General features: G+C 69.3%; 17 protein-coding genes. 10 read left to right on the plus strand and 7 right to left on the minus strand.

What is annotated here, in order from left to right; translation table 11 throughout:
• The first annotated feature begins 97 nt into the window (after positions 1 to 97).
• The 3 genes from D9R14_RS06795 (at position 98) to polA (ending at position 4,533) form a co-directional block, all read left to right on the plus strand.
• Complete coding sequence (locus tag D9R14_RS06795; RefSeq protein WP_121622562.1) at positions 98 to 583, plus strand: hypothetical protein; 486 nt, start codon at positions 98 to 100, stop codon at positions 581 to 583.
• 41 nt (positions 584 to 624) lie between these two features.
• Positions 625 to 1,410: a polyphosphate kinase 2 gene (ppk2, locus tag D9R14_RS06800; RefSeq protein WP_121622563.1), complete on the plus strand. Its 786-nt coding sequence runs from the start codon at positions 625 to 627 to the stop codon at positions 1,408 to 1,410.
• 120 nt (positions 1,411 to 1,530) lie between these two features.
• Positions 1,531 to 4,533 (plus strand): DNA polymerase I, encoded by a 3,003-nt coding sequence (gene polA, locus D9R14_RS06805; RefSeq protein WP_121622677.1) that lies wholly within the window; start codon positions 1,531 to 1,533, stop codon positions 4,531 to 4,533.
• A 251-nt stretch (positions 4,534 to 4,784) separates the two neighbouring features.
• Here the strand turns inward: polA and D9R14_RS06810 are convergent, their stop codons facing one another.
• Positions 4,785 to 5,336 (minus strand): protease inhibitor Inh/omp19 family protein, encoded by a 552-nt coding sequence (locus D9R14_RS06810; RefSeq protein WP_121622564.1) that lies wholly within the window; start codon positions 5,334 to 5,336, stop codon positions 4,785 to 4,787.
• A gap of 363 nt (positions 5,337 to 5,699) precedes the next feature.
• Between D9R14_RS06810 and D9R14_RS06815 the strand changes: the two genes are divergently transcribed.
• The 6 genes from D9R14_RS06815 to ppx all read left to right on the plus strand — a co-directional run bounded on the left by D9R14_RS06815 (position 5,700) and on the right by ppx (position 12,812).
• Positions 5,700 to 6,470: an SDR family NAD(P)-dependent oxidoreductase gene (locus D9R14_RS06815; RefSeq protein ID WP_121622678.1), complete on the plus strand. Its 771-nt coding sequence runs from the start codon at positions 5,700 to 5,702 to the stop codon at positions 6,468 to 6,470.
• 76 nt (positions 6,471 to 6,546) lie between these two features.
• On the plus strand, positions 6,547 to 7,077 hold the full coding sequence (locus D9R14_RS06820; RefSeq protein ID WP_121622565.1) for a CDP-alcohol phosphatidyltransferase family protein: 531 nt from the start codon (positions 6,547 to 6,549) through the stop codon (positions 7,075 to 7,077).
• Positions 7,078 to 7,222: 145 nt separating this feature from the next.
• The gene (locus tag D9R14_RS06825; protein ID WP_121622566.1) at positions 7,223 to 8,317 is read left to right on the plus strand and encodes an AI-2E family transporter; all 1,095 of its coding nucleotides are present in this window, start codon (positions 7,223 to 7,225) and stop codon (positions 8,315 to 8,317) included.
• A 5-nt stretch (positions 8,318 to 8,322) separates the two neighbouring features.
• Positions 8,323 to 9,030 carry a P-loop NTPase family protein gene (locus tag D9R14_RS06830; RefSeq protein ID WP_121622567.1) on the plus strand — a complete coding sequence of 236 codons (708 nt, stop codon included), beginning with the start codon at positions 8,323 to 8,325 and terminating at the stop codon, positions 9,028 to 9,030.
• Positions 9,031 to 9,097: 67 nt separating this feature from the next.
• Entirely contained in the window at positions 9,098 to 11,287 is a 2,190-nt protein-coding gene (locus tag D9R14_RS06835) for an RNA degradosome polyphosphate kinase (RefSeq protein WP_184759507.1), read from the plus strand.
• 13 nt (positions 11,288 to 11,300) lie between these two features.
• Entirely contained in the window at positions 11,301 to 12,812 is a 1,512-nt protein-coding gene (gene ppx, locus D9R14_RS06840; protein ID WP_121622679.1) for an exopolyphosphatase, read from the plus strand.
• A gap of 31 nt (positions 12,813 to 12,843) precedes the next feature.
• Here ppx and D9R14_RS06845 read toward each other — a convergent pair whose 3' ends face one another.
• The 6 genes from D9R14_RS06845 to rpsT form a co-directional block, all read right to left on the minus strand.
• Positions 12,844 to 16,356, minus strand: a complete 3,513-nt coding sequence (locus tag D9R14_RS06845) for a hybrid sensor histidine kinase/response regulator (RefSeq protein WP_121622569.1) — start codon at positions 16,354 to 16,356, stop codon at positions 12,844 to 12,846.
• A 136-nt stretch (positions 16,357 to 16,492) separates the two neighbouring features.
• Positions 16,493 to 17,179 carry a L,D-transpeptidase gene (locus D9R14_RS06850; RefSeq protein ID WP_121622570.1) on the minus strand — a complete coding sequence of 229 codons (687 nt, stop codon included), beginning with the start codon at positions 17,177 to 17,179 and terminating at the stop codon, positions 16,493 to 16,495.
• A 668-nt stretch (positions 17,180 to 17,847) separates the two neighbouring features.
• Complete coding sequence (gene recF, locus D9R14_RS06855; protein WP_121622571.1) at positions 17,848 to 18,993, minus strand: DNA replication/repair protein RecF; 1,146 nt, start codon at positions 18,991 to 18,993, stop codon at positions 17,848 to 17,850.
• A 47-nt stretch (positions 18,994 to 19,040) separates the two neighbouring features.
• Positions 19,041 to 20,162 (minus strand): DNA polymerase III subunit beta, encoded by a 1,122-nt coding sequence (gene dnaN / locus D9R14_RS06860; protein WP_121622572.1) that lies wholly within the window; start codon positions 20,160 to 20,162, stop codon positions 19,041 to 19,043.
• Positions 20,163 to 20,557: 395 nt separating this feature from the next.
• Positions 20,558 to 22,063 carry a chromosomal replication initiator protein DnaA gene (gene dnaA, locus D9R14_RS06865; protein WP_121622573.1) on the minus strand — a complete coding sequence of 502 codons (1,506 nt, stop codon included), beginning with the start codon at positions 22,061 to 22,063 and terminating at the stop codon, positions 20,558 to 20,560.
• A gap of 1,028 nt (positions 22,064 to 23,091) precedes the next feature.
• Positions 23,092 to 23,358 carry a 30S ribosomal protein S20 gene (gene rpsT / locus D9R14_RS06870; RefSeq protein WP_121622574.1) on the minus strand — a complete coding sequence of 89 codons (267 nt, stop codon included), beginning with the start codon at positions 23,356 to 23,358 and terminating at the stop codon, positions 23,092 to 23,094.
• Positions 23,359 to 23,698: 340 nt separating this feature from the next.
• Between rpsT and D9R14_RS06875 the strand changes: the two genes are divergently transcribed.
• Positions 23,699 to 24,685 carry a complex I NDUFA9 subunit family protein gene (locus D9R14_RS06875; RefSeq protein WP_121622575.1) on the plus strand — a complete coding sequence of 329 codons (987 nt, stop codon included), beginning with the start codon at positions 23,699 to 23,701 and terminating at the stop codon, positions 24,683 to 24,685.
• Positions 24,686 to 24,706 lie beyond the last annotated feature (21 nt).

The raw sequence follows: 24,706 nt of genomic DNA on the forward strand, positions 1-24,706 counted from the left end.
GGCGCGCGGTGCGTTGAGTGGAGGACAACGCGAACGCGCCGGGATCACCCCGGCGCCCTGCCCCGTGCGGGCGGCCGACGGCCAAGGGAGCAGACCGATGACCAGTGCCGCGAACACCCAGGCCGAGCACCTCGCCGACGAGACCTTCATGTCCGCCGACGACCTGCGCGCCTACATGGACGAGCTGGAGCGCAAGAAGCTCAACAAGGAGCTTGCCGCCATGGACCAGGCGGACAAGGCGCGCCAGGAACTCGTCAAGACCCTGTCGGAACCGATCGACCTCACCCCCGAGCGGCTGCACGAGATTTCGCAGAGCCTCGTGACCAAGATGCGCCTTGCCGCCCAGCGCGGCGAGACCGAGATCATGGTCATGCGCTTTCCCAACGTGCTGTGCACGGACAAGGGCCGCGCCATCAACAATGCCGAGGACGGCTGGCCCGACACGCTGACCGGCCGCCCGCGCCAGGCGTTCGAGCTGTGGCGCGACCACCTGCGCCCGGCGCACTACAAGCTCAAGGCGATGATCGTCGACTGGCCGAACGGCATGCCGGGCGACATCGGCTTCTTCCTCAGCTGGGCCTGACCGCGCCGCAGCATCGCCACCGGCACAAGGGGAGGACCGCCATGGCCAGCGCCGAGCGGCTCAAGAACAAGGACTACGAGCACGAACTGAAATCGCTCCACGCCGAGCTGGTGAAGCTCCAGCTCTGGGCCAAGGAGACCGGCGCCAAGGTCTGCGTCCTGTTCGAGGGCCGCGATGGCGCCGGCAAGGGCGGCGTCATCAAGGCGATCATGGAGCGGGTGAGCCCGCGCATCTTCCGCGTCGTCGCGCTGCCCCCGCCCACCGAGCGGGAGAAGTCGCAGATGTTCATCCAGCGCTACATCCCGCATCTGCCCGCGGCGGGCGAGATCATGATCTTCGACCGTTCCTGGTACAACCGGGTGGGCGTCGAGCGCGTCATGGGCTTCTGCACCGAGGAGCAGGCGAAGAAGTTTCTCATGGCGACGCCGCTGGTGGAGCGCGCCATCGTCGAATCCGGCGTCATCCTCCTCAAATACTGGCTGGAAGTGTCCAAGGAGGAGCAGACCCGGCGCATGGAAGGGCGCATCGACGACCCGCGCAAGGTCTGGAAGCTCTCGCCCATGGACGTGGAATCCTACGCCCGCTGGGACGACTATTCCCGCGCGCGGGCCGAGATGATCGCCGCCACCGACACCGAATGGGCGCCCTGGTACGTCGCCTATTCCGACGACAAGCGGCGGACCCGCCTCAACATCATCTCGCACCTGCTCTCGCAGATCCCCTATGCCGAGGTGAAGCGCGAGAAGGTGAAGCTGCCGAAGCGCGGCAAGGACCACGGCTTCGAGGACCATTTCGCGCCGCGCCACGTGGTGCCCGCGCGGTTCTGAAGCCGGAGCGCCTCCGCACCGCGGGCGCCCGGTCCGGCAAGGGAAAAAGCGGCAGGCTTGTTCGCCGCGCCCCCCTCGGGCATCGTGCGCGCCGTCGATCCCCCTTTTGCGCGGAAGCCCATGTCCCCTTCGCCCCGACCCGTCCAGCCCGGTGACCGCGTCTTCCTGGTGGACGGCTCCTCCTTCGTCTTCCGCGCCTATTTCCAGTCCATCAACCAGGACCGGAAGTACAATTTCCGCTCCGACCGGCTGCCCACCGGGGCGGTGCGGCTGTTCTGCACCAAGCTGTTCCAGTTCGTGCGCGACGGAGCGGTCGGCATCCGCCCGACCCACCTCGCCATCATCTTCGACAAGTCGGAGGACAGCTTCCGCAAGGAGCTCTACCCCGCCTACAAAGCCAACCGATCCGACCCGCCGGACGAGCTGATCCCGCAGTTTCCGCTCATGCGCGAGGCGGTGCGCGCGTTCGGCCTGATCCCGGTGGAGCAGTCGCGCTACGAGGCGGACGACCTGATCGCCACCTATGCGGTGCAGGCGGTCGAGGCCGGGGCGGAGGTGCTCATCGTCTCCGCCGACAAGGACCTGATGCAGCTCATCGGCCCGAAGGTCGCCATGTACGATCCCGCTTCCGGCGAGAGCGGCGGGCGCGGGGCGCGGCCGGAGCGGCGCATCGGCGTCGGCGAGGTGCTGGAATATTTCGGCGTGCCGCCCGAGAAGGTCACGGACGTCCAGGCGCTGGCGGGCGATTCGACCGACAACGTACCCGGCGTGCCCGGCATCGGCATCAAGACCGCGGCCCAGTTGATCGCCGAATATGGCGATCTCGAAACGCTGCTTTCCCGCGCCGGCGAGATCAAGCAGCCCAAGCGCCGGGAATCGCTGCTCGGCAATGCCGAGGCGGCGCGCATCTCCAAGCAGCTCGTGACGCTGGTGCGCGACGTGTCGGTCGAGGTGCCGCTCGACGATCTGGTGCTGGAGCAGCCGGACGCCGCGCGCCTCATCGCCTTCCTCAAGGCCATGGAATTCACCACCATCACGCGCCGCGTGGCGGAGGCCTACGGCGTCGAGGCGAGCGCGGTGGAGGCCGACGCGCGGCTCGCGCCCTCGGGCGGCCTGTTCGCGCCCGCTGCGGCGGAGCCGGCCGAAGATGCCGCCGCGCCTGCCGACGAAGGCGCACCGGCGCCGGGCGCTCCGGGCCAGGCCAAGGCCGCGCCGGGCACGCCCACGCCCTCCGCCCTCGCCAGCACCCGCGCCCAGGCGGCGCGGGCGACGCCGGTGGACCGCACGGCCTACCGCGCGCTCACCGACCTCGCCGAGCTGAAGGCCTGGTGCGCCAAGGCGGCGGACCAGGGCTATCTCGCCTTCGACACCGAGACCAATTCGCTCGATCCCATGCAGGCCGACCTCGTGGGCGTCTCGCTGGCGCTCGCGCCCAACGAGGCCTGCTACATCCCGCTGCTGCACCAGGGAGCAGGCGACGGCCTGTTCAGCGAAGGCCTCCTGCCGGGCCAGATCCCGAGCCACGAGGCCATCGCCGCGCTCAAGGGCGTGCTGGAGGACAAGGGCGTCCTGAAGATCGGCCACAACGTGAAGTACGACCAGCTGGTGCTGGCGCGCCACGGCATCCAGGTCGCCCCCATCGACTGCACCATGTGCATGTCCTACGCGCTCGACGCCGGGCGCAACGGCCACGGCATGGACGAGCTTTCGGTGCTGCATCTCGGCCACCAGCCCATCGCCTTCACCGAGGTGGCCGGCAAGGGCAAGGGCCAGATCACCTTCGACAAGGTGCCGCTCCAGGCCGCCACCGACTATGCCGCCGAAGACGCGGACGTGACGCTGCGCCTGTGGCAGGTGCTCAAGCCCCGCCTCGCCGCCGAGGGCCGCACCACCGTCTACGAGACCCTGGAGCGCCCGCTGATCGCGGTTCTCGCGCGCATGGAGAGCCGCGGCATCGCCATCGACAAGGCCATGCTGGCGCGCCTGTCCTCGGAGTTCGCCCAGGGCGCGGCGCGGGTGGAGGACGAGATCGCGGAGCTCGCCGGCGAGCGGCTGAACGTGGGCAGCCCCAAGCAGATGGGCGACATCCTGTTCGGCCGCATGGGTCTGCCGGGCGGCACCAAGACCGCCACCGGCATGTGGTCCACCAAGGCAACCGCCCTGGAAGAACTGGCCGAGCAGGGCCACAAGCTCCCGCAGAAGATCCTCGAATGGCGCCAGCTGGCCAAGCTGCGCTCCACCTATACCGACGCGCTGCCGAACTACGTGCACCCGCAGACCAAGCGCGTCCACACCTCCTACGCGCTCGCCGCCACCACCACGGGCCGGCTGTCCTCGTCCGATCCGAACCTGCAGAACATCCCGGTGCGCACCGAGGAGGGGCGGCGCATCCGCCGCGCGTTCGTGGCGGAAGAGGGCAACCTGCTCATCTCGGCGGACTATTCGCAGATCGAGCTGAGGCTGCTCGCGGAGATCGCCGACATTCCCGCCTTGAAGCAGGCGTTCCAGGACGGGCTCGACATCCACGCCATGACCGCGTCCGAGATGTTCAACGTGCCGGTGAAGGACATGCCGGGCGAGATCCGCCGGCGCGCCAAGGCGATCAATTTCGGCATCATCTACGGCATCTCGGCGTTCGGGCTCGCCAACCAGCTCTCCATCCCGCGCGAGGAAGCCGGGCAGTACATCAAGCGCTATTTCGAGCGCTTCCCCGGCATCCGCGACTATATGGAGGAGACCAAGACCTTCTGCCGCGAGCACGGCTATGTGGAGACGCTGTTCGGCCGGCGCTGCCACTATCCCGACATCGCGGCGAAGAACCCCTCCATCCGCGCCTTCAACGAGCGCGCCGCCATCAATGCCCGGCTCCAGGGCACGGCGGCCGACATCATCCGCCGCGCCATGGTGCGCATGGAAGATGCGCTGGCGGCGGCGAAGCTCTCCGCACGCATGCTGCTCCAGGTGCACGACGAACTGGTGTTCGAGGTGAGCGAGGCGGAGGCTGCAGCGACCTTGCCCGTGGTGCGCCACGTGATGGAGAGCGCGCCCGCGCCGGCGGTCGAGCTCGCGGTGCCGCTGAAGGTGGATGGCCGCGCCGCGAGGAACTGGGAAGAGGCGCACTGAGCGCCATCGGGGTCCCGGACGGATCGCCAGCCAGGGCGGGTGTTCCGGGTCCGCCCGTCACGGCCGGGATGTCCCGGCCATCCACGCCGCGCGGCTGGGTGCGCACATCCAAAACGAGGCGTCGGCGGCACGGCGTGGATGCCTGTCACAATGCCGGGCATGACGATGCGCGGGGGATGACGTCATTCGAACGTGCAGAAAAGCCGGGAGGCTCGCCGGGGGCCTTTTGGCGATCGCGGGCGCGCGGCGCCTCAGCGGACCAGAGCAACCTTCTGGTTGGTGTCCATGATGGTGCCGACATACATGTTCGGGCCGGCGGGCTGGAGCCGGGCGGTCACCTTGCCCTGGTGGTTCTGCAGCACCAGATCGGGACCCATCATGTCCCAGCCCTTGGTCATGAAGATCTCGCTCGGGCAGGAAACGTCCGCCTGGGCGGCGAGGCCGTTGAGGCCGCGGGTGTTGGACAGCGTCAGCGGACAGGTGTTGCGGCCGTTGTCCCAGCTGAAGTTCCAGGCGCCGGACATCTGGTCCTTGGCGGCGGAGGGGGCATAAGCGGTGCCGCCGGGATTGGCGGGCGGAGGCGTCAAAGGCACGGTGGCGGCGGTGCGCGTGGTAATGGCGCCGGTCGCAGCGGCCGACACCGCGACCGGAGCGGAAGAGCTTTCCACTGAGCCGGTCGGCGCCGTCATCGCGCGATTCGCGTCCATGGCGGAGGGCTTCGCGCCGAAACCGTCGAGTTCCGTGCTGCAACCGCCCAAAACGACCGCCGAAGCGACCGCCGCCCCCAGATAGACCACCTTCATCCACACTCTCCGGACGTTCCCCGCAACCCTAGCCATTTCAGCTCCGAACCGCCACCGCCCGAGAGCGAGATCGGAACCCGTCCATGGCCATTCACAACGTTCGGCTCGTGACGCGCCATGCGCGCATCGCCTGCACTCGGTGCAAGGAGCGAACCCTTTTCCGAGATCATGGCATCACCATGACCGCATGACTACAATAATACCCCAACGCCGGCATAGATGGACGCAGTGGTTAATGCGCGTTATCCCACCACCATCTTCCGCCCCGGCCGCTCGCGCCGCGCGGCCCCTTTCCAGGTGCCGTTCGCAGCAGCCGGGCGCGGGAAGCCCGCCCGCCCCCCGGCGCCGACCAAGGAGCCCTTCATGTCCGCCATGCTCGATCCCCGTTCCCTCACTGTCGTCGTCACCGGCGCCACCTCGGGCATCGGCGAGGCCACCGTGCGCCGCTTCGCCGGCGCGGGGGCGCAGGTGGTGGTGATGGGCCGGCGCAAGGATCGCCTGGAGGCGCTGCGCGACGAATTGGGCGCGCGCATCCTGCCGGTGGAGCTGGACGTGCGCGACGCGGCGGCCACCGAGGCCGCCTTCGCCGGCCTGCCGGCGCCGTTCGCCGACTACAACGTGGTGTTCGCCAATGCCGGCCTCGCGCTGGGGCTGGAGCCGTCGCAGCAGGCGAGCCTGTCGAACTGGGACACCATGGTGGAGACCAACATCAACGGCATGCTCTACACCGTGCGCGCCTGCCTGCCGGCCATGGTGGCCCGCAAGGAGGGCCACGTGGTGCTCACCGGCTCCATCGCCGGCGAATTCCCCTATCCCGGCGCCAACGTCTACGGCGCCACCAAGGCGTTCGTGAAGCAGTTCTCGCTCAACCTGTGGGCGGACGTGGCTGGCACCGGCGTGCGCGTCACCAACATCGAGCCGGGGCTGGTGGAGACCGAATTCTCCATGGTGCGCTTCGAGGGCGACGCCGGGCGCGCCCAGAAGGTCTATGCCGGCGCCGAGCCCATGACGGGCGCCGACATCGCCGAGCAGGTGTTCTTCGCCTGCACCCTGCCGCGCCACGTGAACATCAACCGCATCCAGGCCATGCCCAGCCGCCAGACCTTCGGCAACATGACCGTGCGCCGCGATTGACGCAGCTCGGCCCACCCTACCGCCCGGCCAGCGCCCTGCTTATGCTGGCGGCAAGAGCAAGACCGGGAAACGCCGCGTGAGCCTGCCGAACATCATCACCCTCATCCGCATCCTGCTGGTGCCGGTGGTCATCTGGGCAATCGCGTCGGAGCGCACGCAGCTCGCCTTCTGGCTGTTCGTCGTGGCGGGCATCTCCGACGCGCTGGACGGCCTGATCGCCAAGAAGTTCGGCATGCAGACCGAACTCGGCTCCTATCTCGATCCGCTCGCCGACAAGGCGCTGCTGGTCTCGATCTATGTCATGCTCGCGGCCACCTCGCTGGTGCCGAGCTGGATCGCCATCGCCGTGGTGACGCGGGACGTGCTGATCGTCGGCGCGGTCCTGCTGTCGCAGGTGCTCGCCCGGCCGGTGGCGATCGCCCCGCTGCTGGTGTCGAAGGCCAACACGCTGGCGCAGATCTGCTTCGCCGCCTTCGTGCTCGCCAGCACCGGCTTCGGCATCGAGGCGCCGCAGCTGATGGAGCTGGGCCTTGTGGCGGTGGGCCTCTTGACGGGTGTTTCCGCCGCTGCCTATCTCGCGGAATGGACGCGCCACATGGCGAAGTGAGCCGCCGCGCCGCGCCGGCTGCGCAATCCCCAGGGACAGCGCGCCGCGGCGACGGCCTGACGCGGCGCGTGCCTGACGTATCGGCATGTGATACGCAACTGAAGCGACAGGCGATGCGGTGCGGCACATGACCCAAGGAGGCGCGATGGCCGGCAGGGTTCAGGTGGGCTTCTGGATCGGCGCGCTGCTGGCGACGATCCTCGTCCTCTGGCTGCTGCGGGGCGTCCTGCTGCCGTTCGTCGCCGGCATCGTGCTGGCCTATTTCCTCAATCCGGTAGTGATCCGCCTGGAGCGGCTCGGCATCGGCCGCATGCCGTCGAGCCTCGTCATCGTCGGCATCATGCTGTTCTTCGTGATGCTGTTCTTCCTCGTGCTGCTGCCGGTGCTCTCCAGCCAGCTGTTCGAGTTCATCCAGCGTCTGCCATCCTACGTGACGCGGCTCCAGGGCCTCGTCACCGAGGAGAACCGGGAGTGGCTCTCCCACATCGTCGGCGACCGGCTGCCGGACATGCAGCGCTCGATCTCCGACCTCATGTCCCAGAGCGTGACCTACCTCCTGGGGCTGCTGTCCTCGGTGTGGTCCGGCGGGCAGGCGCTGATCTCCATGTTCGCGCTGCTGGTGGTGACGCCGGTGGTGATGTTCTACATCCTGTGCGACTGGGACTCGATGGTGGCCTATGTGGACCGCCTCGTCCCGGTCCCGCACCGCCCGGTGGTGCACCACCTCGCACGCTCCATGGACCTCGCCATCGCCGGCTTCGTGCGCGGCCAGGCGATGGTGTGCCTCATCCTCGGCACCTTCTACGCCGTCTCGCTCTCCATGGTCGGGCTGAATTTCGGCCTGCTGATCGGCATCGTCTCGGGCATCATCTCCTTCATCCCCTATGTGGGATCGCTCACCGGCTTCATCCTCGCCATCGGCGTCGCCATCGTGCAGTTCTTCCCGGACTGGGGGATGATCGGCACCGTGGTCGCCATCTTCATCGCCGGGCAGACCATCGAGGGCTATGTGCTCTATCCCAAGCTGGTGGGCGACAGCATCGGCGTGCACCCGGTCTGGCTGATGTTCGCCTTGTTCGCGTTCGGCTACCTGTTCGGCTTCGTCGGGCTGCTGCTGGCGGTGCCGCTCACCGCCGCGGTGGGGGTGCTGACGCGGTTCGCCATCGGCCAGTACATGCACTCCACGATCTACCGGGGCGAGGAGGACGACCTCCTGCCGCCCCCGGCCGGGGCGCCCTGAGCGCCATGTCGCGATCCGCCCGCCCGCGCCAGTTGCCGCTCCAGCTTCCCGGCCGGCCGGCCTTGCGACGCGAGGACTTCCTCGCCGCGCCGGGCAACGCCGCCGCGCTCGCGCTGATCGACGCCTTCCCCGACTGGCCGGCGCGTGTGGTGTGCCTCGTCGGCCCGGAGGGCGCCGGCAAGAGCCATCTCGCCGCCATCTTCGCCGAGCGCGCCGGCGCGCGCACCATCGAGGCGCGGACCCTCGACCGGGCCGGCGTGCCGGACGCCCTCGCGACCGGCGCGCTGGTGCTGGAGGACCTTGAGCCCGGCGCCTTCGAGGAGGCGGCGCTGTTCCACCTGCTGAACCTGACGCGCGAGCAGAACGCCTTTCTGCTCATCACCGCGCGCGTGCCGCCGGCCCAGCTGCGCCTCGCCACCGCCGACCTCACCTCGCGCCTGCGCACCGTTCCGGTGTTCGAGATCGCCCCCGCCGACGACGCGCTGCTCGCCGCGGTGCTGGTGAAGCTGTTCGCCGACCGCCAGCTGATGGTGGATGAAGCCACCGTACAATACCTCCTCCTGCGGGCGCCGCGCTCGGTGGCCGGGGCGAAGCGGGTGGTGGAGGCGATCGACGCCGCCGCCCTCGCCGCCGCCCGCCCGGTGACGCGCGCGCTCGCCGCCCAGGTGCTCAAGGAACAGGGCGAACTGGCTGCTAACGAAGACGAAGACTGACACCGCCGGCCGTCATAGAGTGGTCATGCAAGGCGGCCATGGTCCGGCCGAGCAAGGGGGACCCAGCATGAGCGCAAACGACGTCGCAGCCTTGGCGCAGGTGGAAGAATTCGCCGCGGACGACGCCCGCGAGGAAATCGACCTCGCCGCCTCGCCGGAGCGCTTCATCAACCGCGAGCTCTCCTGGCTGCACTTCAACCGGCGCGTGATGGAGGAGGCCTCCAACCGCAGCCACCCGCTGCTGGAGCAGCTGCGCTTCCTCTCCATCTCGGCAAACAATCTCGACGAGTTCTTCATGGTCCGTGTCGCCGGCCTGAAGGAGCAGGTGCGCGAGGGCGTGCAGACGCCGAGCCCGGACGGCCTCACCCCCTCCGAGCAGCTCGTGAAGATCATGGCCGGCGCGGCCCAGCTGATCGCCGACCAGCAGGTGCGCTGGCGCGAGCTGCGCAAGGAGCTGGCCGGCGCCGGCATCGTCCTGGTGGACGGTGCGGATGCCTCGGGCGCCGACCGCGACGCGCTGGAGAAGCACTTCCTCAATCACGTCTTCCCGGTCCTCACCCCGCTCGCCATCGACCCGGCGCACCCCTTCCCCTTCATCCCCAATCTGGGCTTCTCGCTGGCGCTCCAGCTGGTGCGCGAGAGCGACGGGCGGGGCATGAACGCGCTGATCCGCGTGCCGGCCAAGGTCGAGCGCTTCATCCGCCTGCCGGACGACGCCGGCGCCATGCGCTTCGTCACGCTGGAGCAGATGATCGGCCTGTTCATCGCGCGCCTGTTCCCGGGCTATGCGGTGAAGGGCCAGGGCGTGTTCCGGGTGATCCGCGACAGCGACCTCGAAATCGAGGAGGAGGCCGAGGACCTCGTCCGCCTGTTCGAGACCGCGCTCAAGCAGCGCCGCTATGGCGAGGTGATCCGCATGGAGGCCGACGCCGCCATGCCGGACGAACTGCGCAACTTCGTCGCCCGCGAGCTGGGCGTGAACGACGACGAGATCTTCGTCATCGACGGCGTGGTCGCCATGAACGAGTTCTCGCAGCTCGTCTCGGTGGACCGGCCGGACCTCAAGTTTCCGCCCTACAATGCGCGATTTCCCGAACGCATCCGCGACCACGGAGGAGACTGCTTTCTCGCTATTCGTGAGAAGGACATTCTGGTTCACCACCCTTATGAATCCTTTGACGTGGTGGTTCAGTTCCTTCGCCAGGCCGCCCGCGACCCCAACGTCGTCGCCATCAAGCAGACCCTCTACCGCACCTCCTCCGACAGCCCCATCGTGAAGGCCCTCGCCGAGGCCGCCGAGGCCGGCAAGTCGGTGACCGCGCTGGTGGAGCTGAAGGCGCGCTTCGACGAGGAGGCCAACATCCGCTGGGCGCGCGACCTGGAGCGTGCGGGCGTGCAGGTGGTGTTCGGCTTCATCGAGCTGAAGACCCACGGCAAGCTCTCCATGGCGGTGCGCCGGGAGGGCGGCGCGCTCGCCACCTATGTACATGTGGGCACCGGCAACTACCACCCCATTACCGCCCGCATCTATACCGACCTCTCCTTCTTCACCGCCGACCCGGTGATCGCCCAGGATGTGGCGCGCATCTTCAACTTCATCACCGGCTATGCGACGCCGGGCGAGCTGGACGTGATGGCGGTCTCCCCCACCACGCTGAAGCCGCGCCTGATGCACAACATCGCCGAGGAGATCGCCCACGCCCGCGCCGGCCGGCCGGCGGCCATCTGGCTGAAGTGCAACTCGCTGGTGGACCCCGAGATCATCGACGCGCTCTATGCGGCGAGCCAGGCGGGCGTGAAGGTGGACTGCGTGGTGCGCGGCATCTGCTGCCTCAGGCCCGGCATCGCGGGGCTCTCGGAGAACATCCGCGTCAAGTCGATCGTCGGCCGGTTCCTGGAGCACTCGCGCATCTACTGCTTCGGCGCCGGGCATGGATTGCCGAGCCCGCAGGCGATCGTCTACATCTCCTCGGCGGACCTGATGCAGCGCAACCTCGACCGCCGCGTCGAGACACTATGCCCCATTACCAACCCGACCGTGCATGAGCAGGTTCTCGACCAGATCATGGTGGCCAACCTGATCGACAATGAGCAGAGCTGGCGGGTGTTGCCGGACGGGTCGTCCGAGCGCATCGTTCCCGGCCCGGGCGAGGAACGCTTCAACGCCCACCAGTATTTCATGACGAACCCGAGCTTGTCTGGACGTGGAAAGTCTCTCAAAGATTCTTCGCCGCGCAGTCTCCTCGTCCGCCGCTGAGGCGCCGGACGACCTGCACGGCGCGCCGGGGCGCCTCGCCTCCGGCCCGCCGATCGCGGTGATCGATATCGGCTCCAATTCGGTGCGCCTCGTGGTCTATGAAGGCCTGACGCGGGCGCCGACACCCATCTTCAACGAGAAGGCGCTGTGCGGCCTCGGCCGGGAAGTGCTCTCCACCGGCCGCCTCGCCCAGGACGCGGTGGAGCGCGCCTTCGCGGCGCTGCGCCGGTTCCGGGCCCTGTGCGACGCCATGCGGGTCGGCCGCGTCCTGGCGCTCGCCACCGCCGCCGCGCGCGATGCGCAGAACGGCCCGGCCTTCATCGCCGAGTGCGAGGCCATCTGCGGCGTGTCCATCGAGCTGCTCACCGGCAAGCGCGAGGCGGAGCTGGCCGCCTGCGGCGTGGTCTCCGGCGTGCACCAGCCGGACGGCATCGTCGGCGACCTCGGCGGCGGCTCGCTGGAACTGGTGGACGTGAAGGGCCAGAAGATCGGCGCCGGCATCACCCTGCCTTTGGGCGGGCTCGCGCTTGAGGACCGCTCGTCGAAGTCGCCGCGCAAGGCCGAGAAGATCGTGCGCGACACCATGCCGGAGGCCGGCGTGCTGAGCCAGCTCGCCGGGCGCACCTTCTACGCCGTGGGCGGCACGTGGCGCGCGCTGGCGCGGCTCCACATGTTCCAGAAGGGCTATCCGCTGCACGTGATGCACGGCTACACCCTGCCGGCCAAGGAGGCGCTGGACTTCTCGCGCATCGTCCATCGCGCCGACCCGGAGGCGCTGGCCCATATCGACACCGTCTCCGACGCGCGCCGGCCCCTGCTCACCTACGGCGCGCTGGTGCTGGAGAACGTGGTGCGGCTCGGCCGCCCGTCCGAGGTGGTGATCTCGGCCATGGGCGTGCGCGAGGGCCTGCTCTATTCGCTGCTTACCCCCGAGGCGCGGCGCGAGGACCCGCTGATCGCCGCCGCCGCGGAACTGAACCTCCTGCGCTCGCGCGCCCCGCGCCACGGCGAGGAGCTGGTGACCTGGACCGACGGCTTCTTCGCCTCCTCCCTGGTGCTGGAGGAGAGCGAGGAGGAGGCGCGCCTGCGCCGCGCCGCCTGCCTTCTGGCGGACATCGGCTGGCGTGCCCATCCCGACTATCGCGGCGAGCAGAGCCTCAACATCATCGCCCATGCCGCCTTCGTGGGCGTGGACCACCCCGGCCGCGGCTACATCGCGCTGGCGGTCTATTTCCGCCACATGGGCCTCGGCGAGGACGAGTACGGCACCCGTGTGCTGGAACTCGTCTCCACCGGCATGCTGGACCGCGCGCGCATCCTCGGCGCGGCCATGCGCGTCGCCTATCTGCTGTCGGCCGCCATGCCCGGCATCCTGCCGCGCACGCCGCTGAAGGTTCAGGGCGACCAGCTTGTGCTGAGCGTGCCGCAGGCCCTCGCCGCGCTCATCAACGACCGAGTGGTGAGCCGGCTGCGCCAGCTCGCCAAGCTCATCGGCCGCGAGCCGCAGGTGGTGATCGCCGACTGAGCGGCGGCACCACGCAAGGGTGCGGCGCGGATCATTCCGCCGCGGTGCGGGCGAGCCGGCCCTGCGCCAGCACCGCGCGCAAGGCGGCGGGCTTCAGCGGCTTGTTGAGCACCGTGATCTCGGCCGCCTTCGCCGCCTCCCGCACCTTGCGCGAGCGGTCGGCGGTGATCAGCACCGCCGGCAGCTTGCCGAGCTTCCAGCGCAGCGCCATCACCGCGTCGATGCCGTTGCCGTCGTCGAGGTGGTAGTCCACCAGCGCGAAGTCGGGCTGCTTGCGCAGGTCCCGCACCCGCTCCAGCGCTTCCACCGCGTCGGCGGCCTTGATGACCTCGCAGCCCCAGCCGGTGAGCAGCAGCTCCATGCCCTCCAGGATGGCGGGCTCGTTGTCGATGGCGAGGATGGTGAGGCCGTCGAGGCGCGCGCCGCCGCGCGCCGGCTCGGCCGGCACTGGGACCTCCTCCGGCACCTGCACCGCGATCGGCAGTTCCACGGTGAACACCGAGCCCTTGCCCGGCTGCGAGCGCATGGCGACCAAATGGTCGAGCACTCGGGCGATGCGCTCGACGATGGACAGGCCGAGCCCCAGGCCACGCGCCTCGCGGGCGCCCCGGTCGAGGCGCTGGAACTCCTGGAACACCAGCTTGTGCTTCGACTTCGGAATGCCGAGGCCGGTGTCGTAGACCTCGACGCGCAGCTTGCCCTTCAGGCGCCGGCAGCCCACCAACACCTTGCCCTTGGGCGTGTACTTGATGGCGTTGGAGATGAAGTTCTGCAGCAGGCGCCGCAGCAGCCGCCGGTCCGAGCGCACCGCGAGGCCGCACGGCACGAAGGCGAGGTCGATGCCCTTCTCGCGCGCCAGCGGGGCGAACTCCATCTCCAGCTGCTTCAGCACGTCGGCGATGCGGAACGGGGCGATCTCCGGCCGCATGGCCCCCGAATCGAGGCGCGAGATGTCGAGCAGCGCGCCGAGGATCTCCTCCACCGCCTCCAGCGAGGCGTCCACATTGCCGGCGAGGCGCTGGTCCTCCGGCCCCTTGGAGCGCTCCACCAGGCTGGTCACATAGAGCCGGGCGGCGTTGAGCGGCTGCAGGATGTCGTGGCTCGCGGCGGCGAGGAACCGCGTCTTGGAGATGTTGGCCTCGTCCGCCTCGGCCTTGGCCTTTTCCAAAGCATGGTTGAGGCGCTCCAGCTCCTTGGTGCGCTCGCGCACGCGGCGTTCCAGCGTCTCGTTGGCGCGCTCAAGCGCCAGCGCCGCCTCCACCGAGGCGGTGATGTCGGTGTAGGTCACGGCGATGCCGCCGTCCGGCATGGGGTCCGAGCGCGCCTCGATCACCGTGCCGCGCTGGTGCAGGCGCTCGGAGAAGGCGGTGCTGGCATTGGCGTAGCGCGCCACGCGCTCTTCCGGGCGCAGCTGCGCGCCCTCGCGCTCGGCCGGGGCGCTGGCGAGGATCTCGTGCAGCGGCACGCCGACCGCATAGCAGTCCGCCGGCAGGTCCAGCATGTCGCCGAAGCGCCGGTTCCAGCACACGAGGCGCAGGTCCTTGTCGAACACCGCGATGCCCTGGCCCACATGGTCGATGGCGTTCTGGAGCAGCTCGCGATTGTACTGGATGGCGGCGGAGGCATCGTCGAGCAGCTTCAGCGCCGCCTTGGTGGACACCGCGCGCTTGCGCAGCAGCAGCGACAGAACGAGGCGCGAGGAGGCCGCGCCCACCGCCGAGGCGAGCAGGTGCTCGGCATAGCGCACCGTGCCCGCGTCCGCCTCGCGGTTGACGTCGAGCGGGATGCCCTGCATGCGGGCGAAGTTCTCGAACGCGGCCTTCGCCCGCGCCTCGCCCAGATAGCGCTCCACCGTGGCGATCACCTCGCCCACCGTGACCGACGAGCGCCAGCGCCGGAACGCCGGGCGCAGCGGCAGCTTGTCGGCGTTGTGGATCATGAACAGGCCGGCCTGCACCCGCTCGATCTGGCTCGGGCGGGTGAGGAAGGACACCACGATCAGCACCAAGGCGTTGATGCCGAGGCTCCAGGTCACGCCGTGGGCGAGCGAGCCGGCATGGATGCCGAGCAGCGCCGTGGGCCGCAGCAAGGCGATCCCGAACGGCCCGTTCTCCACGAAGCCGCGCGAGATCAGGCCGGCATCGGCGAGGCTCGGCAGCAGCAGCGTGTAGGCCCAGATGGCGATGCCGGCGACGATCGCCGCCATGGCGCCCTTGGCGGTGGCGCGCTGCCAGATGAGCCCGGCGAGGAAGGCCGGCCCCACCTGGGCGATGGCGGCGAAGGAGAGCAGGCCGATCTGCGCCAGCTGCACCTCGCCGGTGGTGCGGTAATAGAGGTAGGCGAGCAGCAGCGTCAGGAAGATGGAGGTGCGCCGCACCAGCAGCACGATGCCCATCATGTCGCGCGGCTGGCTGTCCTCCTCGGTCCGCTCGGCGCGGCGGCGCAGCAGCAGCGGCATGACGAGGTCGTTGGAGATCATGATCGAGAGCGCCACGCTCTCCACGATCACCATGGCGGTGGCGGCGGAGAGCCCGCCCACGAAGGCGAACAGCGCTAGCCCCTCCATGCCCGCCGAGAGCGGCACCGCGAGCACGTAGACGTCGCTGTCGACGATGGTGGTCGGGAACAGCGTCATGCCCCCGAGCGCGAGCGGCACCACGAACAGGTTGATGAGCACAAGGTAGAGCGGGAACAGCCAGCGCGCCCGGCGGATCTCGCTCTCGCCCTTGTTCTCCACCACCGCCACGTGGAACTGGCGCGGCAGCAGCACGAAGGCGCCGGCCGAGAGCACCGTCATGGTGATCCAGTTCTCCAGCGACAGGCCCTGGGCGAACGGGCCGATCACCTGCGCGTTGCGCGCCGCGTCCCACAGGTCCACCGGGCCGCCGAACAGGAAGAAGGTGACGAGGATGCCCACCATCAGGAACGCGGCGAGCTTCACCAGCGATTCCGTGGCGATGGCGAGCATCAGCCCGTCCTGGTGCTCGGTGGCGTCGGCATGGCGGGTGCCGAACAGCACCGCGAACGCCGCCATGGCGCAGGCGACGAACAGCGCGAGGTCGCCCACCACCGAAAAGTGCGAGGCATCGCCCGCGAAATGGCCGAGCACGGCCAGCAGCGAGGCCGAGACCGCCTTCAGCTGCAGCGAGATGTAGGGGATGGCGCCGACGATGGCGACCAGCGCCACCAAGGCGGCGATGCCCTGGTTCTTGCCGTAGCGCGCGGCGATGAAGTCGGCCACCGAGGTGATGTTGTGCGCCTTCGCCAGCCGCACGATGCGCAGGAACACCGGCGCGCCCACGGTCATGACGATGACCGGGCCGAGATAGATGGTGAGGAAGTCGAAGCCGTGGGTGGTGGCGAAGCCGACCGAGCCGAAGAAGGTCCAGGAGGTGCAGTAGACCGCCAGCGACAGCGAATAGATCAGCGGGCGCGGGGCGCGCCGCGCCGATGCGGGCCGGATGCGGTCTCCGAAGCTCGCAATGGCGAACAGCAGCCCGATATAGCCGAGGGCCGCGAAGATGACGACGGAGGCCTGGACCATCTCTCCCTTCCGGCGGCGCGCGCTCGGAGCCTTGTGGTTGGCTCAAGCTCATCATTAGCCGGAAGGCTTGTCCAGCGCGCAACTCCGGGAGACTGCGCGCCCGGCGTGCGGGCGCGCCCCTGGGCCCAGAACGGGATCAGGCGCCGGCGCTGCCGCTGCCCACCACCATGACCCGCGTGCCGAGCGGCACGCGCTCGTAGAGGTCGATGATGTCCTGGTTGAGCAGGCGGATGCAGCCGGAGGACACCTGCTTGCCGATGCTCCACGGCTCGATGGTGCCGTGGATGCGGAACATGGTGTCCCGGTCGCCGTCATAGAGATAGAGCGCGCGCGGGCCGAGCGGGTTGTCCTCGCCGCCCGGCAGGCCGCCGGCATAGGGGCCGTAGCGCTCGGGCTGGAGGCGGATCATGTTGGTCGTCGGAGTCCAGCCCGGCCACTTCTCCTTGCGCCGGATAGTGGCCCAGCCCTTGAAGGAATAGCCCTGCTTGCCGACGCCCACGCCGTAGCGGATGGCGCGGCCGCCCCGCTCGACCAGATAGAGATAGCGCTTGTCGATATCGACCACGATGGTGCCCGGCGCGTAGCCGCCGGAATAGTCGACCTCCTGGCGCAGGAACTGAGGGTCGACCTCGTCGAGGTCCACCGCGTCCACCGGATGGGGCTCGCCCTCGACGGGGCCGTACATGCTCACCAGATGGGACGAATAGACCGGCCCCCGCGCCGACGGCTGGGTGGTCTGGCATGCGGCAAGCGCCAGCGGCGCGCCGAGCATGAACAGGCGGCGGGAAAGGCGCGAGGAGGTTATGGGGTCATCGCTGGCCATGGTGCCCAACTGAACTCCGGGTTTGCCATTGCGCGCACAACGCACGCCGGCGGCAGAAGGCCGCCCGTCGCTGCGCATTCAAGCGTGTTTGGGTGGCGTTAAGGTTAACGCCGCAAAGCGCGACCGGTGCCGCCTTCGCAGATGCGAAATGTCCTAGCACCCGCCGCCGGCGCGCAGGTGGCGCGGGCGCCACAGGATTTCCCGAATGAACATCGCGGGAATGTGAGAGCGCCAGGAGGGTGCGATGCCGTTTGCGGAACCAGCGCGCAACTCGCCCACTCTTTGCAGCCGAAGGCCCCCGCTCCGTCCTGCTCCAGCTTGACCGGAGCATCCTTCCGAGCGCCGGGAAGCGGAAGCGGTGCGTGGGCCCTCCGATCAAGTCGGAGGGCGACGGCAGTGAGAGGGCCGCAGGGCAGTGAGTGGGCCGGAGGCGGCCGTGAATCGCGCCGGAGGAGGGCGACGGCAGTTTGGGGTCACAGGGCAGCGCGAGAAGGCGAAGGAGCGCGGCAACGGGTCAAGGCGCCGCCGCGGCCGCCCCCAGCCGCCGTCATGCTCCGGCTTGACCGGAGCATCCATGCCCCGCGGATGGCTCCCGAGCCGGGCCATGGGCCCTCCGGTCAAGCCGGAGGGCGACGGTGGGGAGACCGCAGTGCTCCCGGCACGCCATCCTATGCGTCCCGCACGATCCGCCCCGGGCTGACGATGAAGCGTTCCGCCGCCTCCAGCGCCGCGAAGGCGGCGGGGTCGGCTCCGGTCATCCAGACCTGCGCGCCAAGCCGCGCCAGCGCCTCGAACAGGCCGGCGCGGCGCGCGGCGTCGAGATAGGCGGCGACGTCGTCCAGCAGCAGCACCGGCGTCAGCCCCCCCATGGCCGCCACCAGGCGGGCATGGGACAAGGTGAGGCCGATCATCAGGGACTTCTGCTCGCCGGTGGAGCAGCGCGCGGCCGGCAGGCGCTTCACGCCATGGCTCACCAGGAAATCGGTGAGGTGCGGCCCCTCCAGTGTGCGGCCTGCCGCGCGATCGCGCGGGCGGTTGTCGGCGAGCAAGGCGCGGTAGCGGTCCTCGGCCACGGCCGCGCGATGCTCGGCGACGAGGCGCTCCACCGCCCCGTCGAGCGTGATCTCCGCGTGGGGGAAGGGCGAGGCCTCGTCGCGGTGGGCGGCGATCTCGGCGGCGAGGCGCTCCACCGTCTCCAGGCGCGCGGCCGCGACCGCCACCGCCAGCTCGGCCGTCTCGTGCTCCACCGCGTCGAGGAAGCGCGGGGCGCCGTTCTCCTCCAGCAGGCGGTTGCGCGAGCGCAGCGCCCGCTCCAGCGCGTTGACGCGCGTGCCGTGGGCGCTGTCCACCGCCAGCACCAGCCGGTCGAGATAGCGCCGGCGATCGGAGGGCGGGCCGAGGAACAGGCCGTCCATCTCCGGCGTCAGCCACACCACCTTGAGATGATCGAGGAATGCCGAGGACGAGGCCGCCTCGCCCTCGATGCGGAAGCGGCGCTGCACGCCGTCCGGACCGCCGTCGATGCCTGTGCCGAGCCGCGCCTCGCCGAGCGCGCCGTCCACCAGCGCCGAGACGGCCCAGCCCCCCGAGGCCTGCGCCCCCTCCCCCGCCTCCGCGTAAGCCGCGTCGGGAAGCTGCGCGCGCCTCAGGCCGCGGCCGGGCGAGAGGAACGAGATGGCTTCAAGGACATTGGTCTTGCCCGCGCCGTTCGGCCCGGTGAGGACGATGGGACCCGCGCCGACGCTCACCTGCGCCGCCGCATAGGAGCGGAAGCGGGTGAGCTGGAGCTTGAGGATTCGCGCGGCGGGGGGCATGGGCGGCCAGAGTTAGGACACGCCGCCCGGAAGACGCAACTGCGGCGTCACACCCGCATGGGCATGAGCACGTAGAGCGCGTCGGTCTTGGTGGAATCGCGCACCAGGGTCGGCGAGCCGGGATCGGCGAGCTTGAGCTCCGCCGTGTCGCCTTCGAGCTGCGAGGTGATGTCCAGCAGATAGCGCGAGTTGAAGCCGATATCGAGCGGCTCGGAGCCGTAGTCGACCTCCAGCTCCTCGGTGGCGCTGCCGGAATCCGGGTTGGTCACGGACAGGGTCAGCTTGCCGTCGCCGAGCGAGAGCTTCACCGCCCGCCCGCGCTCGGACGAGACGGTGGAGACGCGGTCCACCGCCGCGGCGAACTCCACCTTGTCCACGAACAGCGTCTTGTCGTTGCCCTGGGGGATCACGCGGCCATAGTCCGGGAAGGTGCCGTCGATCAGCTTGGAGGTCAGCACCACCTGCCCGACCTGAACCCGGATCTTGCTGGCGGAGAGCGATACGGACACCTCGGCGTCCTTGTCCTCCAGCAGCTTCTGGATCTCGGCGACGGTCTTGCGCGGCACGATCACGCCGGGAATGCCGATGGCGCCTTCGGGCGCGTCCAGCTCCGCCTGGGCGAGGCGGTGGCCGTCGGTGGCGACCGCCCGCAGCATGGGCTTGCCCTTGGTGGGCTCGGCCACGTGCAGATAGATGCCGTTGAGATAATAGCGCGTCTCCTCGGTGGAGATCGCGAACTGCGTCTTGTCGACGAGGCGCCGGAACTCCGCGCCCTTCAGCTTGAAGGTGTGGGAGAACTCGCCGGCGGCGAGGTCCGGAAAGTCCGCCTCGGGCAAGGTCTGGAGCTGGAACCGGGCGCGGCCGGCGCGCACCGTGAGCGTGCCGCGCTCGCCGCCCACTTCGAGCTGCACCTGCGCCCCTTCGGGCAGCTTGCGCACGATGTCGTAGAGCACGTGGGCGGGCACGGTGGTGGCGCCGTCCTGGCCGATCTCGGCCGGCACCGTCTCCACCACCTCCAGATCGAGGTCGGTCGCCTTCAGCTCCAGGCCTGCCTTCGCGGCGCGGATGAGCACGTTGGCGAGGATCGGAATGGTGTTGCGCCGCTCGACGACGCGGTGGACATGGCTGAGCGACTTGAGAAGCTCGGCGCGCTCGACGGTCACCTTCATGGCCCTGGCCCGTTCACTCTTCGCTCTGGAAATTTGGCGCTCGCGGCGTGGACACGCCGCGGACGGGCGCCCCTGGGGTGGGCGCCGGGCCGCCGACATTGCCGCCCGCGCCGGCTCAAAGCAAGGGCAGGGGCAAAAAATGTGCGCCGAAATGCCCCCCGGCGCCTTCATCCACAAGGCTTCGGTGGGTTGCGCAACGATCATCCACAGCCCGCGGGCCGGGCCGTCGCCCACAGGCCGGGCTCGCGGCGCGGGGTTCCCATCCACAGGGCGCGGGCGGGAAGAACCGGCCGCGCTCAAGGCCCGCCGGCGATCGTGCGGGTGCTCCACAGCCCTGTGGATGCGCCTGTCCACAGGAGCGGGTTGCGGCGCGGCGCGCGTCCCCGCAGTTCCGCTCAGCCCTCCAGGACGAGGCGCTTGAGAATCTCGATCTCGTCCGCCAGTGCGCGGTCGGTCGCGACCAGCCCATCGATCTTGCGCACGGCGTGAAGAACGGTAGTATGGTCCCTACCGCCGAAGCGTCGACCGATCTCCGGCAGGGAGCGCAGGGTCAGCACCTTGGCGAGATACATGGCGATCTGGCGCGGCTTCACCACGTTGGCGGTGCGGCGCTGGGAGAGGAGGTCCGCGCGCGACACGTTGTAGTGCTTGGCCACGATGCGCAGGATGTCGTCGATCCGCACCCGCTTGGGGTCGGAGGGGCGCACCAGGTCCTTTACCGCGTTCTCGGCCATCTCCAGCGTCACCGGCTCGCCGGTGAGCTGGTTGAAGGCGAGCAGCTTGTTCAGCGCGCCGTCGAGGTCGCGGCCGCTCTGCCCCACGGAGCGGGCGAGGAATTCGAGCACGGGCGCCGGCACCGTGAAGCCGCGGTGCTGCTCGGCGAGCGTCTGGTAGCGCGCCTTGAGGATCTGGTGGCGCAGGTCCTCCTCCAGCGGGGCGAGCTCCACCACGAGGCCGCCGGCGAGGCGCGAGCGGACGCGCTCGTCGAGATGCTCCAGTTCGCCGGGCGGGCAGTCGGCAGCCACCATCACCTGCCGCCCGCCATCGAGCAGCGCGTTGAGTGTGTGGCAGAATTCCTGCTGCAGGTTGTTGCCCTTCAGGAACTGGAGGTCGTCGATCACCAGCGTGTCGATGGTGCGCAGCGTGTCCTTGAAGGCGATCGCCGAGTGCGCCTTCAGCGCGGCGACGAAGCCGTACATGAAGCGCTCGGCGGTCAGATAGGTGGTGCGGCGACCGTTCTGTACGCCGGCCCAGGCCACTGCCTGCAAGAGGTGGGTCTTGCCGAGCCCGACCGCCGCATGGAGATAGAGCGGGTTGAACACCGGGCTCGCGCCGCTGGCGGCGTCCGCCACCTGGCGCGCGGCGGCATGGGCGAGCGAGTTGGACTTGCCGACCACGAAGGTCTCGAAGGTGAGGCGCGGGTCGAGCGGCGAGCCGGCGGCCACGTCGCGCGCGGCGAGGCTCGCCGCGGCGGCAGCCGGCATCGACGCGGACGCCGCGGCGCGCGGCTCCGCGGTGCGCTCGCTCACCGCCTCGCGGGGCTCGGTGGCCTTGAGCGGAATGGTGCGGTTCACCGCGCTGCGCACGGCGAGGTCGATGCGGCGCGCAACGCCGCTCTCCTCGGCCCACAGGTCGGTGATCCGCGGCAGGAAGTTCTCCTGGATCCAGGACTTCAGGAAGCGCGTGGGGACGGAGAGCTGGACCAGGTCGCTTTTCAGCGCCTCCAGTTCCATGCGAACGAACCAGCTGGTGTATTTCTCCTCGCCATATTCCTCATGCAGGCGCTGGCGCACGCGCTCCCACTGGCTGGCGCCCGCATCCACTCCCACCGCATCGGCGAGGCCGGGTCGGAAGGGGCGTTTGCCAGGCTCGGATCCATCGGAATTGTGCGACTTGAACATAGAGGTCCCGGCCGCGGGTCATGCGGCTCCCTGGTTGAGACGAGACGGCTGGTCGCGCCCGGAAGCGGGCTGCGCAGCCATCGCGCGAAGGTTGGCGTGTGGGAGGCTGGGCGCCCGTCCGGCGCCGTCGGTGTCAGCGCGGCATCATGCGCCCATCGGCGATCCCGACGGCGGCCCGGCTTCGGCCTTGACCATCTGACGGGATCGAATGGCGGGAGGAACCAGGCACGCAAACGGCTTGAGGGAAGCGAAGGGTGCCACGCCTTGTGCCATTCCGTTGCCTAAAGTCATAGCCGCCCCATCCGCCGCATGCGCACGCGCGATGCGGACCATTAGAATTTCAAGAGTTTTTATGTTCTTTGGTTGCTCTAGAAGAAAACTACACGTTCATTCTGAGCAATACTTTGATCAAAGACAGACACCTGGAGTGGAAGGGCACGCCGCACGCCGGGGAAATATCAATGTAATAGAACATGATACACCCCTCCTCTTCCACGAAGAGCGTGAAAACTTTTGGCCTGTCGGTGAACACCCGGTGTCGCTCCGGGAGTGAGGTCGAACATACACAGGCCCTGTTGGGGGTGCAACGCCTTTCCCCGCCGCACGGGATAACGGGCACAAGCGTCGCAGGGTGCCCGGGCGTTCCGGGCCTTCAATCAGCCGGCAAACCTCTGTGCCAGCAACGAGATTCGAGGCGGATACGCGCGCGGCACGCAATGAGGGGCGTCGCAGGCCGCTGGCAAGATGATACAGCCAATAAAAATAGCCCCCGGCCGCTCCGCGCGCTTGGCCCATAAGTGGTTCAGCGCCCAATTCTTTTCCTGATCGGTCTGCGACGGACGTATGACGGCGAAAACTGACCCGACTCGGCGGCGGGGATTGACGTGCGGACCCGATCGCCGTAGGGGCCGCCGCGAATCATTCCACCCCCTCGGACAGATCCCGCGAGCGCACGCAAAGAAAAAGGCCCGACAGGTCGGGCCTTTTTCCGTAAGACAGAAATGTTGTCTTATCTATTTACTTACCGCTCACGCGGAAAGCTTGCGCACCCGGGCCGCGAGGCGCGACACCTTGCGGGAGGCGGTGTTCTTGTGGATCACGCCCTTGGTCACGGCGCGCATCAGCTCCGGCTGGGCGGCCTGGAACGCGGCCTGCGCCTGGGTGGCGTCACCGGCGGCGAGGGCATCCTCCAGCTTGCGCAGGAAGGTGCGGACGCGCGAACGGCGCGAGCGGTTCACTTCGGTGCGGCGCTCGATCTTGCGGGCCGCTTTCTTGGCGGAAGGCGTATTGGCCATCGGCCATCCTTGTCGTTTCGCGCAAATGGCGGTGCGAGCCCTTGCAGCTCTGGTGCCCTGCGCTGGAATGGGTGAACACGCGGGCAGCGTTGGCCGCCAGCGAAGTGCCGGGCTTATAGGAGGGAAGCGGCGCGCCGTCAATACGGATGGCCGCGAACCGCCGCGTTTCCCCAGCCCGGCCGGCCTGGGGCCGCGGCACCTGTCTCTCTATATATACATGCGGGGTTCCGGCGACCGGCCGCGCGACCACCTGGACGCTTTACGGCCAAGGGCGCATTCGCGTATGTGCTGGGCCGGAATGCGAAGCGGCGGGTGACCCGCTTGAGGCGAGGGTGATGGCATGAGCGATGTGGCGGTGACCGATCGTCCGGTGAGCGACAGCCTCGTGACGGTATTCGGCGGCTCGGGGTTCCTGGGACGCCACGTGGTGCGCGTGCTCGCCAAGCGCGGCTACCGGGTGCGAGTCGCGGTGCGCCGGCCCGATCTCGCCGGCTTCCTCCAGCCGCTCGGCTTCGTCGGCCAGATCCAGGTCAGCCAGGCCAATGTCCGCTTTCCCGACAGCGTCGCCCGCGCGGCGGAGGGCTCGGAGGCGATCGTCAATCTGGTAGGCGTGCTGGCCGAGAGCGGCCGGCAGAGCTTCGATGCGGTCCACGTGTTCGGCGCCCGCACCATCGCCTCCGCCGCGAAGGCGGTAGGGGCGCCGCTGGTGCACATGTCGGCCATCGGCGCTGACGCCGCGTCCCCCTCCGCCTATGGCCGCAGCAAGGCCGAGGGCGAGATGGCCGTGCGCGAGCTGGCGCCCGACGCCGTCGTCATGCGCCCCTCGGTGGTGTTCGGCCAGGAAGACGAGTTCTTCAACCGCTTCGCCGCCATGGCGCAGTTCTCCCCCGCGCTGCCGCTGATCGGCGGCGGTGCGACGAAATTCCAGCCCGTGTTCGTCGGCGACCTCGCCCAGGCGGTGCTCGCGGCGGTGGATGGCAAGGCCAAGGCCGGCGCCACCTATGAGTTGGGCGGGCCGGAGGTGCGCACCTTCCGGGAACTGATGGAGCTGATGCTGCACGAGATCGCCGCCAAGCGGCTGCTGATCGACCTGCCCTTCGGCCTCGCCCATTTCATGGCCTACCTCACCGACTGGGCGCCCGGCGCGCCGCTCACCCGCGACCAGGTGGCGATGCTGCGCGCCGACAACGTGGTGAGCGAGGCCGCGGCGAAGGCGGGCTTCACGCTGGAAGGCCTCGGCGTCGCCCCATCGGCCCTCGCCACCATCCTGCCGACCTATCTCTGGCGCTTCCGCAAGGGAGGACAGTTCACCCGCCTCGCCACCTGAGGGGGCGCCGGCGCGGCGTCC

It is taken from the genome of Xanthobacter tagetidis (assembly GCF_003667445.1).
GTDB classification, from domain to species: Bacteria; Pseudomonadota; Alphaproteobacteria; order Rhizobiales; family Xanthobacteraceae; genus Xanthobacter; species Xanthobacter tagetidis.